Raw genomic sequence first — 12,521 nt, forward strand, 5'->3', positions numbered from 1 at the left:
ACCAATAACTTAAATCGGTTATCGCAGACCCACCAATTACAGCTGCCAAAGCGGTCATCGTTAGATCGGACAGGATGATTTGTAATGGTCAAGTAATTTTGCTTCGATACTCCAGGGTGTTTATGCCAGAGCGATTCAAGGTAACGCGAGTTCGGCTGATGCACTTGATGTAGGCTCGCGGGCGGCGCAATTAGCTGTAACCGCAAAGAACCTCCTTGATTAGGTAAACCATGGATGCGACCAGGCTTCTCCTGGTCGCTTGTACTTACAAAGTATCATTTGGTTTCAATCATTATTAAGAATGCTGCAAATGAAGATATTAGAATTGGTAAAGAAAATAGGCCAATGCTCGAAGATGCGCCCGTTCCGTTTGCCAGTAGCACACCAGCAACAGCAGGAGCAATAACAGCGCCTAATCTGCCAATGCCTATTGCCCAACCCACTCCGGTACTTCGTACAGCAGCAGGATAAAGTCTCGTAGCTACAGCATAAAGCGCATTATAAGCACTCTGAAGCGTAAGCCCCACAAAATAGATACTGAATAAGAACATAACTTCGTTTTCCGCACCATAAGCCATTAGCAACATGAACAAGGTAGAGAAAAATAAAAACACTCCGACTAATTTTACAACTTCGAACCTTGAGGATAAAAAACCGAGTAAAAGAATTCCGCATACACCACCGAAACTAAAATAGGAAAATGCAGAATAAGACACTGACTGCTCAAAGCCAATTTGGGTAGCGAGCTTCGGAATCCAGCTCATTAAAAAATAAAGTGTTGATGAACAGGAGCAAAAAACCAACCAGAGCAGCAATGTGGATTTGCGGTTAGATGGTAGAAACAACGCCTGAATATTACTTATAAGACCATTCTTTCGGGTTATTGATTCGAAATGAACCGGGCCATTGCTAATATTAAAATCACTTAAGATCTTTTTTAACTTTACGTCTGCATTCTTAGGCTGCTTAATTAATAAAAACTCGACAGATTCCGGTAGCAGTGTTGAGGAAAGAACGAGAAGAAAGAGTGTCAACGCTCCGCCAATATAGAACATTACATGCCAGCCATATTCGGGTATTACCAAAGTTGCCACGAAGCCGGTAGTCATAGCGCCGATAGGATACCCAGCAGTTACAAATGTAACGCATAATGTTTTATATTTTTCAGGTGAAAACTCACTGACAAGTGTAGCCTGAGCTGCGAGAAGCGCCCCGCCCCCGAGCCCGCTGAGAAAGCGAAAAAATGCAAGTGTTGATAAATTTACAGATAAGGGAGTGCAACTAACACTGATCACAATTGTGGTCAAAGACAAAAGCAATAATACCCGGCGACCAATTAAATCGGAAACAGGAGCAACGACCATTGCACCGATCATCATCCCTGCTAGTGCAAAACTAAAAACAATTCCTTGCGATGCTTCACCAATTTCGAGGGATTTCCCAATATCGGCAATAGTGACAGCAATCATAGTAATGTCGAACCCGTCCACGATATTGAGAAAAAAGCAAATGATTATCAGGACGTACTGTCTGTAAGACACAAATCTATTTTCCGGAATTACGGAAGATGACATGCTCATGTTTTCCTCCCGGAATATTACAAATATCGACTTAAATATGAAAAACCAATCTGAGCTTCTTCCATTGGAGTTTTAGGTAAATCTACCTCTAAAAATCTATGCTTTATGCCCATGCTGTCTAACGCATTAAAAATATCTTTAAATTTAAGATCGCCATGTCCCGGAAGCACCAATTGAGACATTTCAGGAATTGGATATTTTGTAGAATCCAGGCCTGCAGGTATTGAAGATGAATAATCTTTCAAATGTACTGATTGAATGCGGCTTCCATATTTGTTAATCCATTGAACAGGACTGAGCCCTGCCGCTGCAACCCAACCTAAATCCAGTTCAATTGCAACTAAGTTTCTGTCGAGTTGTTGCATAAGATAATCAAAAGCTACAACCCCGCCGACGTTCTTAAATTCCATATTGTGGTTGTGATAGCCGAAGCCAATACCGTGTTTGCTTAGTTTACTGGCCTCGTTATTAAGCCTTTCGCTCATCCGGTCAAGTTGTTCAAGAGACTGAACACCAACAATCCTGGCCCGTCCGCTCGTCCTGTCAACAAACTCCGGCGGCATTGCTATGACAAACCTTTTTATTGCAACGATATCGGCAAGTTCAGCAAGTTTCTCTTCATCATCTACGCTCCCGGCGAGGTGAGCTATCGGGGCAGTAAGACCATTGTTTTTCAACGCTTCAGAAAATCTACGGGGCCCAAGACCAAAGAACGGATCACTGTTGAACAGACTTTTACCAAATCCGAAAAGCTCCACCTCTTTAAAACCAATACCAGCAATTTCCTCCAGAGTTTTCTCCGGCGATTTCTGCATCGATTCTCTAAGCATAAATAGCTGAACGCCAAGACTTGTATTCAGAGACTTTGATTGCACCTGAACAGCGCATGCTCCGGCTCCCACTGAAGCGAATAATACAGTTGAATATTTTATAAATTGTCTTCTGTGCATGTGAGCCACTCCGGTAATTATATTGTTTTAATGTTTTTCGCAGCAAAATCTGCGGCTCTGGCGGTGAGAGCCATGTAGGTTAGTGACGGATTTACACAAGATGATGAGGACATACATGAACCGTCGGTAATAAAGACATTGGGAACTGAATGCATCTGATTCCAGCCGTTGAGTACAGATGTCCCGGCGTCATTCCCCATCCTGGCTGTCCCCATCTCATGTATAGTTCTTCCCGGAACAGGGGGGCGGATGTCGACAGCGACATCCTTACAACCTGCGGTGAGAAGCATAGCTTCAGCTTCCTGACCAATATCTTTCATCATTTCGTGTTCATTTTTCTGATAAGCAAAACTGATTTTGGCCTGAGGAATTCCGAAACGGTCTGTTTTTTCTGCGAGGGTAACCCGGTTGGATTCATCAGGAAGACACTCACCAAGCCCGACTAACGTCATCTTCCACTTTCCGGGAGTTTCCAGATGCTTTTTAAAATCGACACCAAAATCACCAGACTCTGCGAGTTGAGCTCTCCAATCGTCCCTTTTTGCACGTCCCTGAAATCCATATCCCCTCACGAATGGCAGGTTCTCTTCATTCGAGATATTTCTGAACCTGGGAATATATATACCTGTAGGCCTTTGACCAAACTCAGTGTAATCCTGAAACGTGTCGAAATATCCCGTAGCAAATACACCCATAGTGTGATCCATCAAATTGCGGCCGACCTGACCCGAATCGTTTCCGAGTCCATTTGGGAACCTGTCACTTTTGGAATTGAGTAGTATCTGTGCTGTGGCAATAGTCGACGCACACAAAAAGACTATTTTTGAGCGAAATGATTTCTTTTCACCGGTGGTGGCGTTGATAACATGAACAGCTGAAACACGTTTTTTATGTTCATCATATTCAAGCTTTTCAACAACCATGTCGGAGAGTAAAGTAAGGCGGCCGGTTCTTTCAGCAGCAGGTAGGGTAGAGCTTTGACTGGAAAAGTAAGCTCCAACCGAACATCCTCTCTCACAGGGACCGCAATAATGACATTGTCCCCTGCCATTGTGAGGTTTTGTTAGTACGGCAATTCTGCCTATGGTAAGTGTTCTTTCTGCATAGTTGCCGGTAAGTACTTTACGAAAATGCTTCTCAGCAATGTTTAATTCCATTGGCGGCAAATAGTTACCATCAGGAAAGTGCTCTAACCCTTCAGGTTGACCACTTACTCCGATAAAGCTTTCAACATAGTCATACCACGGAGCAATATCCTGATACCTTATTGGCCAGTCAACACCATAACCATCAACATTGTTTGCATTGAAATCCAGGTCACTTAATCTATATGAATGCCTCCCCCACATAAGGGAGCGACCACCAACAACGTCACCCCGAATCCATTCAAAATTGCTATCTCCTGCATCGTAGGGGTTAAGTTTGTCGTTATTCCAGAAGTGTCTCGTCGTTTCATTAAACGCATAGCAATTTCTTTGAACTGCATATTCTTCATCATAAAGTTTGTCAATTGGCATCCCACCGTAGGGTATTTTCCAGGGGGGCATATGCTCCCCTTTATAGTCCCGGACATGTTTAATCATCTTCCCCCTTTCGAGAACAAGAACGTTCAGGCCTTTTTCTGTCAATTCTTTCGCGGCCCAACCACCAGATATGCCCGATCCAACAACGATAGCATCATAATGTTTGTCCATTTTAATACGCCCACTGCTTTGGAAAACCACTAACCTCAACACTTCCATCGTATTTAAGTGGCATAGGGTTGTAAGAAAGTGCCTTAGTAACCCCGTTCATTGAGGTAAAATAGCCGACTGTGATAATGCGCTGCAGAGACTTGTATAGCTCATATGAGTGGCTGGAAAAGGTCGATACAATCTTGTTTTGCTCACTCACCGGGCATTCTGAAAAAGTGAATCCAAACTCTTCTTGCGCAGCTTTGTTCAACTCAGCCAACGCAGTAAAAAACTCACTTTGCGCTTCGGTGGATAACAAGTCTGCGTAAACAGATTCAACAAACTGGGGGACACCTGATTCAATTGCCCCCGGCGTGTCTGTTTTTGGAATAATACATTCGCACAAAGACGCTACCATTGTTTTGGTCTCTTCCGTCCAATCCGTGACCGATGGGTTTATTCGACTGAAAGCAATTGAATAGTCAGCGAGTACCTGACCGGACACACCTGCCAGACTAACGCTTATTGCTTTGAGTAATGAGCGACGGCTGATGGGAGGGAGATTAGAGTTATTGCTGGTCATATTTCACCCTGTAATTCAATGCCGGAGCTCTATCACCTAAAAGTGATTCGTATTGAAATTCATTACCTCTGCGACTCAACCATTCTTCCCGGACCTGCTTCACTTTTTCAGGGTCCTTGATCAAATCAATTGCCGACAAGGCAAGCGTTTTCGCTGCTAGTAGCTCTCCTTTATGACCAATAGACATACCGCTGGCTGCAACAGCTTGCCAACTGTGAAAGGACGTACCAGGTACCCATGTAGCGATATTTATTCCTGCAGTAGGTACAATCCATGACACGTCACCTACATCGGTAGAGCCCGAAGCCAGTACGATTTCATTTGTCAGCGGGGGGATGTAGTTTGCAGAGTCTAACTCTGGCAATTTAGAGCGCGAAACGGTCTTTCGGATTTCGTTGGCATATGCGATTTCTGTTTCGCTGTATTCGACGCCACCAAATTTTCTGAGGTTTGTATCCAATATTGAATTAAGTGTTAAGTTAGCAAGCAGACTATATGTACCCCCTACCTTTTCATAATCCATACGCGTTTCGGTTCCGAGAGCTGCACCATCAGCTGCCTTGACTACCCGATTAAATACTTCCTTAAGCACGTTTACATCCGGACTCCGCACGTAGTAATAAACTTCGGAAAAATTTGGCACTACATTGGGCGCACCGCCACCATCGGTAATAACATAGTGAATTCTTGTCGAGTCAGGTACATGCTCACGCATCATGTTGACCATGTAGTTCATTGATTCCACTGCATCAAGTGCGGACCGTCCTTCTTCAGGTGTCCCGGCGGCATGGGCTGATGTTCCGTAAAACCTGAACTTGGCTGAAATAACGGCAAGCGTCTTCAATAATGAGTTGGTATTGTTAGAGTCACTTGGATGCCAGTGCAGGACAATATCGACGTCATCAAAATAGCCATCCCGGGCAAGATATACTTTCCCTGAACCACCTTCTTCAGCAGGTGCCCCAAAATATTTTACCGTGGCATCTACTTCATTCTCTTCCAGCCATTTCTTTACAAGAACCGCGGCACCAGCAGAAGCAGCTCCAAGTAAGTTATGCCCACACCCATGGCCTGCTACACCGTTAGCTGATTGTCTGAAAGTGTCAGTTGTTTGTGATAATTGAGGTAATGCATCGAACTCACCGAGCAAGGCGATTACCGGTCCTCCGGAACCATATGAGGCGACAAATGCTGTTGGCATGCCTGCCACGTCCATGTCGATCTTAAAATCGTTTTTTTCAAGATAAGCCGCCAATTCAGACGAACTCTTTCGCTCCACAAATCCCACTTCAGCATAGCGCCAAACGGCATCGGAAAGCCGGGTGATTTCACCCGCAATCGCTTTTGTATTTGTTTCTACAAAACGCTTATCATCTAACTCCTCAGAGACAGCCCACTGAATTGAAGACCCGATAAAAAAAAGAAAACAAAGCAAAACTGTAATTTTCAAAAGTCCGGACTCCTAATTTTGCAGTGTAGCCATGGGAACAAGACTGCTATATTGACCCTGCGAAAAAACAAGTGGCTTTAGATTTTCACTGTAATCATACTTTTTAACTTCACCAATTATGATGTAGTGGTCGCCGCCATCATGAACGTTCCAGACTTCACATTGAAAATTAGCTATACAATGATTCAGTAAAGGTACATTCCCCAAACCATTCTCAAAATCCACATCAGAAAACTTATCAGCGCCTTTACTCGCAAATTTGTTTGAAATATCTGTTTGTGATTCGTTGAGTACATTCACCGTGAAATAATCACTGTTTATAAAAATATCGGCGCTGAACGCGGCTTTATCTATGCTCCACAGAATAAGTGGAGGCTCAAGTGACACAGTATTGAAGCTGCTGGCAGTCACACCAACCAATTCGTTGCCTTTTCTGGCCGTCATCACTGTCACACCGGTCGGAAACTGACCTAATGCACGACGCAAATTTTGTTTAATACTCATAGTCATTTACCTTCCGAGCTTATAAGCTTGCTTTGTCCCGATACCCCAATGTGTGTTCGGGTATTCTTTTACCATCACCCTGATGCTTTCTTCAGGGGCTCCTATTGATTCATTAACCGCTTTCGCTACTGATTCGATAAGTTTTTCAATTTGCTCAGGTGTTCTCCCCTGAATCATTTCAACTTTTACAATTGGCATTGTCGGACCTTAAATATCATTTATATATCAAGCACTAATCGTTTTGACTTTGCTCTCGAACAGCACACTGCAATTTGATCATTGTCAGCTTTTTCTTCGTCGCTAAGGAACAGATCACGATGCTCCGGCTCACCTTCAAGAACATCAGTGATACAGGTCCCGCAAACACCTTCAGCACATGACATTTGAACCTTAATGCCTGCAGCTTTCAGGGCATCTGCAATCGTCTCATCAGCTGCTACACTAAGGGTTTTTCCACTTTGCTCACATACGACTTCGAAAGCTTGACCTGATGTGTCAATGTCGCCAGAGAAATACTCTGTATGGATTTGTTTTTCCGTAAAACCTGCTGAGGAAGCACTGGACCGGATTGACTCCATAAATTTATCTGGTCCGCAGATATAAATCTCTTCATTGCCTTCCAACCGGCTAAACAATGCCATCGCGTCTAACTTGTTCGGTGTCGCTGACTGTGACTCATAAATATGAGTAGAATCAGCAAAATTTTGAGCCAGCTCATCAATGAACCCCGCCGTCTTTGACGTCTTCACACAATAGTGAATTTCAAATGGTTTTCCTTCAGACTTTAATTTGTAGGCCATTGACAACAAAGGGGTAATGCCAATCCCACCGCCAATCAGGATTGCTTTACTGACGTTATTTTCCAGAGGGAAATGATTTCTGGGATTGCTGATGAAAACAGTACGTCCTTTGTCGAAATGCTCATAAATAAAACTTGATCCGCCCCGGGACTCCGGATCATTCAAAATGCCGACTTTATAGAGATTAGCGATCTCCGGGCTTCCGCATAAAGAGTACTGACGAGTTATGTCATCACTTACGAATATATCTATGTGTGCTCCGGCAGAAAATGCAGGTAGTTTGCAGCCGTCTCCGGTTAATGAAATAACAGCTACCGAGCCACCATGTGTCTCCCGGGATATAATACGTGCCTTGATAAATTGACTTTTCACTTTGCTCTCCGAAGACCTGTTAACGCATGTAGATGCCGCCGTTGATATCCCATGTGGCGCCTGTAACAGTTTCGGCATCCTTTCTAGCCAGCATCACAACCATATCCGCGATGTACTTTGCCGATGAAAGTGCTTTTACTGGAATGGCATTGTTAACAATGTCTTCGAGTTGTTGTGCTGACAACTTTTCAGACATAGAAGGGACATCAATTGGACCCGGAGCGATAGAATTAACAGTGACCCCCAATGGCGCTAGTTTCCGAGCGAAAATTTTGGTCAGGGTTATTATTCCTGCTTTTGAAGCGGCATAGTGAGCGCCGGATGCAGTCCCCCCCATCTGTCCTGCCAGCGAGCTGATATTAACTATTCTTCCGTAATTTTTTCCTGCCAGGTATTTACCAAAAACCTGGCAGCCTAAAAAAGTACCTCTGAGATTGGTATCAACAACCTCGGAAAATTCCTCGGGGGTAATTTCCATTACATCTGTAGTTGGTGTTATAGCAGCGTTATTGACCAGAAGTTCGCAACTTCCAAACTCTTCAATACAAAACGAAAGCGCATTTTCAAAGTCAGACTTATCTCTGACATCGAGTGCCAAAGTACGATATTTATCATATTCAAGCCCAAGTTCACCTGCGACTAGATCAACCCCCTTGCGTGAACTCGAAGTCATGACGACCTTGTATCCGTCGCCAATTAACGCTTTGACGATTTCAACGCCCAACCCTTTTGACGCACCTGTTACCAGCGCTACTTTATTCATAGTTTTCAAGGCCTTTCTAAAATAAAAAACTTACAGTTGTCAGATACTCATCAGATTTCATAATCCGGACAACCTTTCTCAGAATTTTGTAACCATCTGACGTAACTTTAAGCACAAACTCTACGTTCGCGGGAAATTGCCTGATACCATTCTTATTATTCTCAAACAGACAATAAGCACAGCGAACGGTAAGTTCAGTCCCGGTATTTTCTAAAAGACGAAACCTGGATAAAGTTCTGACAGTCGGAAGTGAGTTAGATGTAGAAACAGCTTCCCCGCCCGTCAGCCTTCTGACTCGCTCAGAACGCATTTCACTGTTGTCGTAAGCAACATTTACAGAGTTTTCAAAATCTGTTGCTGAATGATCTACTGGCACGATATACAGGCCAGCTTCATCCCATAAAGAAAGCCATGCTTCGTACTCTTTATTGTCTAAATAATCTGCTTCACACTCTAAAAATTGTCTGGCTTTTTCATCAAGTAGTTCCAAATCTTGCATCAGGGGCTCCTCAACCTTTTTTAATGGTCATTAGTTTTTTATATTGTTGATAGGCAGCTCTCATTCCCGTTTCAGAACAAACTGCTCCCTGTACATTCCCATCTTCTGAAGTTCTCAGGTTGTTTTGACCCCGGTTGACCATGATCCAGCCGTCAACCCCTGATAACGAACCTTTCTGGACCCGCTCCCAGGCTTCACCATCATCCGGAGTACCGAAGCCCATTGGTCCCTGAAAATGCTCATGCAATCGAATGCGCTTTTGATTAAAAGGAGTTGGTGCGCCGTCTCCACCAATGGCAATATGATGGATTTCTGTTTCCCGGGCTGAAATGGGTACAAGGTTTCGGAAAAAAGCCATGGAACAGGATATATTCGGAAATAAATTCAAGTTGAAGCCGGTTCCGCCCACCGCGCGAACTAATCTCCTGATTTCAGGTTCTTCAATACCTTCACTTCTGAGATCTTGGGCGAGCTCTTCAAACCTTTCTGGTATTAGCTCTTCAAGATTACTTTCCAGGTCGACTAACTCGGGAATCATGACCATCACACTATGTCCGTTCCCAAGGTCTTCGACAAATCCATCCCCGCCCAGGAAATCAAATACTTCTTGTGTTTGCTCGTCTATCGAAGAGATGAAGGATTTATGAACTATTGGAAAGTGGTATGCATCAGTTGTGTTTTCCAGTTGTATTTTCCAATTTCCCGGAAATCTGAACCTGTGGTCTCCGAGTACCTTCATTGGGTAGCCACCAGACTGTTTCATGAATAACTTTATCCACTTTTTTGCACCTGCAAGAAAGTCCTCAAGTGGTTCAAGATCAACGTCAAGTGTTGCAAATATCATCCCCATGAAAGTCTCATGCCGGAGACTTACCAGACCAAATTTTTCTTTCTCTAAAATTCCATCGTATTCTTCCGGGATAGGCAGAGCTCTGAGCTCGCCATCAAGAGCGTAACCCCAACCATGATAAGGACAGCTAAAGGATTTAGTTTTACCTTTTTTACCCTCACAAACTGTTGCGCCTCTGTGACGACACCGGTTCTCTAATACATGAATATTGTTTTTGCGGTCCCTGGCAACAATCACGGGCTGTTTGCCAATCATTGCGGTTTTATAAGATCCTTTGTCTGGAATCTCACTCTCATGTGCGACCCATACCCAAGTGTGGTTAAAGACTTTTTCCAACTCACGATTGAATATCGTTTCATCTGAATAAAGAGATTTATGTACCCGGTCTTCCTGAACGAGTTCATCTTTCCAATTTGATTCTGAAATTTTTTTATCTGTAAATATTATATCTGTCATGGCATACCTACCTTTGTGGTACAGGTTGACTTGTCTGGTCATCCCACTGACTGTTCATAAGCCTGTTAAAAATACTTCTCGTCTGGAAAAGTGTAATTTTCCATTGGTGGTCAATTTTCTTAAATTCTGCAGTAATTTGCGCACAGCTGAGCCTGGATTCCCCGCTACTCATTGAACAGGGTTGCAGTAATGTCCACTCGCCCCTGGCATCGAGGTCGCTTATATGAATAGTTTCGTTTCCCAAAAAGTGGAGATTCATAGAAAAGTGAGGTGGCGCTTTACAGTACTTTGAAAACATCGACCTGATGGCATCCTGTCCATTAATGCTTCCAAAAGAATTACTATAGCGAGAGCCAACTCCTTCCCAGACTGCATTATCAGCAAACAGGCTCAGTAGCTCATTCAGGACTTTTTCCGAATTAAGATCGTCACAGAGCTTCATATATCGCTTCATACACTCCGACACAGCTTTTTCTTCTTCCAGAAGCGTCAGCCTTGATATCAGCTCCTTTTCAACCTGCATCATTCTGGAACCACCAGTTTTCTGCCAATTCGGGCTTCAACTTTTGCGTATTTCCACAATTTGAATTTTCCGTCTCCCACTGGCGTAGTGCGGAAGAAATTGCAGGCTTCTACGACTGTTTGATAATCAGGGACATCTGCCATGATGTAACATGTCCAGGGCGCATCTGCTGAAGCGCCAACCTGGGATTGGTCATCATCCAGAATACCGAGAACATTTACGTCAGGAAGTGATGCTATGGAACTCATCATAGTGCTGAATGCACCCCAAACATCTTTCATCTCCTGTTCGGTACCATCCATAAAATTTTGGTTAATACCTATACAAAACAAAACTCTAAGTGAATCTGACTTCATAATTTTCTACTCCGTTTTAAAGGTAACCAGGAAAAGGATTGGAACCGAAGAACATTCGGCCAGCATTCTGATAGGTGAACTCACCCATGAATGCATGCTGAGTGATGACTTGAGAATCTCTGAAAATTCTCGACATCGTCTGATCCCGGTAGATACCGGCCATTCCCAGTATTCGATATACTGTCTGAATTGCGGATGCACACTCTCTCGCAACATTTGTAGTTGCCAAACGAACAGCGTTTGTCAGATTGTCATCTGACTCCCCGGTCTTCAGTATGTGTGTCCATAGGTCGTGTGTGGCGTTGTAAAAGAATGCACGTGCTGCAAGTACTTTTGCTTCTGCTTTTGCTATATCAATTTGTGCATACTCGCGATCGCCGATACTGGGTGCACCGGTGACAGTTTTGTTCCGGCTTCCAACTTTACGGATGATATTCAACGCTTCGCGCGCAAGCCCTAACTGATTTACTGACAAAACCTGAGCAGCGAGTGCGAGGGACGGATATGTAAAAAATGGAGATTTGATAGTCGGCATACCACCACGGACGAAGGTCCAGTCGTGAGCGACGTGCTGATTCTCGACAACCAGATCAAAACTCCCTGTACCGGTCATACCATGCACATCCCAGGTTTTCTCTATTTTGACCTGTCCAGGCCGTAACACGGCCATTCTGGGCAGTTTTTCATCATTAGAAGGTTTGATTCCGACGCCCAGATAATCTGCACTCATACAGCCACTGGCAAATTTCCATCTGCCGTTAACTGTGTAGAGTCCATTTTCTTCACTTGACGGAGTTGCGGGGAAGATACCTCCGGCAAACACTATATCGGGACTATCCTTCCATATCTGTTGAGCTGTGTGCTCTGGCAGCGCCGCCAGATAAGCGGGGTTCATTCCAAAGCTGGCTACCCAGCCAGTTGAGCCATCTGACTTTGCAATTTCTTCAATCAGTAGTAAAAAGTCGATAGGTGAAACTTCGAGACCACCGAATTTTTTTGGAACAAATGCCCGATAGACACCTATTTTTTTCAAACCGTCTATGATGTCCTGAGAGATAAAGCGCTGCTCTTCAAACTCGTTCGCTCTGCTTCTTATTTCGGTCAGTATCTGGTCCAATTCGTCTTCGGAACCCCAAAGACTTCTATCGATTTCCCACATGTT

Annotated in this window: 14 protein-coding genes; all 14 read right to left on the minus strand. The window is 43.9% G+C overall.

The window, feature by feature from the left end; genetic code table 11:
- Positions 1 to 275 precede the first annotated feature (275 nt).
- From AC4PME_RS11740 to AC4PME_RS11805, 14 genes are read right to left on the minus strand one after another with little or no spacing between them, the layout of a single operon-like run.
- Entirely contained in the window at positions 276 to 1,580 is a 1,305-nt protein-coding gene (locus AC4PME_RS11740) for an MFS transporter (protein WP_491529600.1), read from the minus strand.
- Between the two features lie 17 nt (positions 1,581 to 1,597).
- Complete coding sequence (locus tag AC4PME_RS11745) at positions 1,598 to 2,530, minus strand: sugar phosphate isomerase/epimerase family protein (RefSeq protein WP_491529601.1); 933 nt, start codon at positions 2,528 to 2,530, stop codon at positions 1,598 to 1,600.
- 17 nt (positions 2,531 to 2,547) lie between these two features.
- Complete coding sequence (locus AC4PME_RS11750; protein ID WP_491529602.1) at positions 2,548 to 4,224, minus strand: GMC oxidoreductase; 1,677 nt, start codon at positions 4,222 to 4,224, stop codon at positions 2,548 to 2,550.
- A gap of 1 nt (position 4,225) precedes the next feature.
- Positions 4,226 to 4,786 carry a gluconate 2-dehydrogenase subunit 3 family protein gene (locus tag AC4PME_RS11755; protein ID WP_491529603.1) on the minus strand — a complete coding sequence of 187 codons (561 nt, stop codon included), beginning with the start codon at positions 4,784 to 4,786 and terminating at the stop codon, positions 4,226 to 4,228.
- Complete coding sequence (locus AC4PME_RS11760; RefSeq protein ID WP_202980705.1) at positions 4,773 to 6,236, minus strand: amidohydrolase; 1,464 nt, start codon at positions 6,234 to 6,236, stop codon at positions 4,773 to 4,775. Before AC4PME_RS11760 ends, AC4PME_RS11755 begins: the two co-directional genes overlap by 14 nt.
- A gap of 12 nt (positions 6,237 to 6,248) precedes the next feature.
- Positions 6,249 to 6,740, minus strand: a complete 492-nt coding sequence (locus tag AC4PME_RS11765; RefSeq protein WP_161599099.1) for a flavin reductase family protein — start codon at positions 6,738 to 6,740, stop codon at positions 6,249 to 6,251.
- A gap of 6 nt (positions 6,741 to 6,746) precedes the next feature.
- Positions 6,747 to 6,938, minus strand: a complete 192-nt coding sequence (gene thmT, locus AC4PME_RS11770) for a 2-hydroxymuconate tautomerase (protein WP_119500273.1) — start codon at positions 6,936 to 6,938, stop codon at positions 6,747 to 6,749.
- Positions 6,939 to 6,958: 20 nt separating this feature from the next.
- On the minus strand, positions 6,959 to 7,912 hold the full coding sequence (locus AC4PME_RS11775) for a PDR/VanB family oxidoreductase (protein WP_491529604.1): 954 nt from the start codon (positions 7,910 to 7,912) through the stop codon (positions 6,959 to 6,961).
- A gap of 19 nt (positions 7,913 to 7,931) precedes the next feature.
- Positions 7,932 to 8,675: an SDR family NAD(P)-dependent oxidoreductase gene (locus AC4PME_RS11780; protein WP_119500271.1), complete on the minus strand. Its 744-nt coding sequence runs from the start codon at positions 8,673 to 8,675 to the stop codon at positions 7,932 to 7,934.
- A gap of 16 nt (positions 8,676 to 8,691) precedes the next feature.
- A complete protein-coding gene (locus AC4PME_RS11785; protein ID WP_491529605.1) occupies positions 8,692 to 9,174 on the minus strand; it encodes an aromatic-ring-hydroxylating dioxygenase subunit beta in 483 nt (160 codons plus the stop codon).
- 10 nt (positions 9,175 to 9,184) lie between these two features.
- Positions 9,185 to 10,480 (minus strand): aromatic ring-hydroxylating oxygenase subunit alpha, encoded by a 1,296-nt coding sequence (locus AC4PME_RS11790; protein WP_491529606.1) that lies wholly within the window; start codon positions 10,478 to 10,480, stop codon positions 9,185 to 9,187.
- Between the two features lie 7 nt (positions 10,481 to 10,487).
- Complete coding sequence (locus AC4PME_RS11795) at positions 10,488 to 11,006, minus strand: nuclear transport factor 2 family protein (RefSeq protein ID WP_491529607.1); 519 nt, start codon at positions 11,004 to 11,006, stop codon at positions 10,488 to 10,490.
- Positions 11,003 to 11,359, minus strand: coding sequence for an IacB protein (locus tag AC4PME_RS11800; protein WP_119500268.1), 357 nt, complete (start codon positions 11,357 to 11,359; stop codon positions 11,003 to 11,005). The genes AC4PME_RS11795 and AC4PME_RS11800 overlap by 4 nt, the downstream gene beginning before the upstream one ends.
- A 16-nt stretch (positions 11,360 to 11,375) precedes the next feature.
- Complete coding sequence (locus AC4PME_RS11805; RefSeq protein WP_491529608.1) at positions 11,376 to 12,518, minus strand: acyl-CoA dehydrogenase family protein; 1,143 nt, start codon at positions 12,516 to 12,518, stop codon at positions 11,376 to 11,378.
- Positions 12,519 to 12,521 lie beyond the last annotated feature (3 nt).

The sequence above is a fragment of the Alteromonas sp. genome (assembly GCF_984505615.1).

Coding starts and splice junctions, on each gene's coding strand:
- AC4PME_RS11795 (WP_491529607.1), bottom strand. CDS start 11,006: ATGATGCAGGTTGAAAAGGAGCTGATATCAAGGCTGACGCTTCTGGAA.
- AC4PME_RS11790 (WP_491529606.1), bottom strand. CDS start 10,480: ATGACAGATATAATATTTACAGATAAAAAAATTTCAGAATCAAATTGG.
- AC4PME_RS11755 (WP_491529603.1), bottom strand. CDS start 4,786: ATGACCAGCAATAACTCTAATCTCCCTCCCATCAGCCGTCGCTCATTA.
- AC4PME_RS11805 (WP_491529608.1), bottom strand. CDS start 12,518: ATGTGGGAAATCGATAGAAGTCTTTGGGGTTCCGAAGACGAATTGGAC.
- AC4PME_RS11745 (WP_491529601.1), bottom strand. CDS start 2,530: ATGCACAGAAGACAATTTATAAAATATTCAACTGTATTATTCGCTTCA.
- AC4PME_RS11740 (WP_491529600.1), bottom strand. CDS start 1,580: ATGAGCATGTCATCTTCCGTAATTCCGGAAAATAGATTTGTGTCTTAC.
- AC4PME_RS11800 (WP_119500268.1), bottom strand. CDS start 11,359: ATGAAGTCAGATTCACTTAGAGTTTTGTTTTGTATAGGTATTAACCAA.
- thmT (WP_119500273.1), bottom strand. CDS start 6,938: ATGCCAATTGTAAAAGTTGAAATGATTCAGGGGAGAACACCTGAGCAA.
- AC4PME_RS11785 (WP_491529605.1), bottom strand. CDS start 9,174: ATGCAAGATTTGGAACTACTTGATGAAAAAGCCAGACAATTTTTAGAG.
- AC4PME_RS11750 (WP_491529602.1), bottom strand. CDS start 4,224: ATGGACAAACATTATGATGCTATCGTTGTTGGATCGGGCATATCTGGT.
- AC4PME_RS11780 (WP_119500271.1), bottom strand. CDS start 8,675: ATGAATAAAGTAGCGCTGGTAACAGGTGCGTCAAAAGGGTTGGGCGTT.
- AC4PME_RS11765 (WP_161599099.1), bottom strand. CDS start 6,740: ATGAGTATTAAACAAAATTTGCGTCGTGCATTAGGTCAGTTTCCGACC.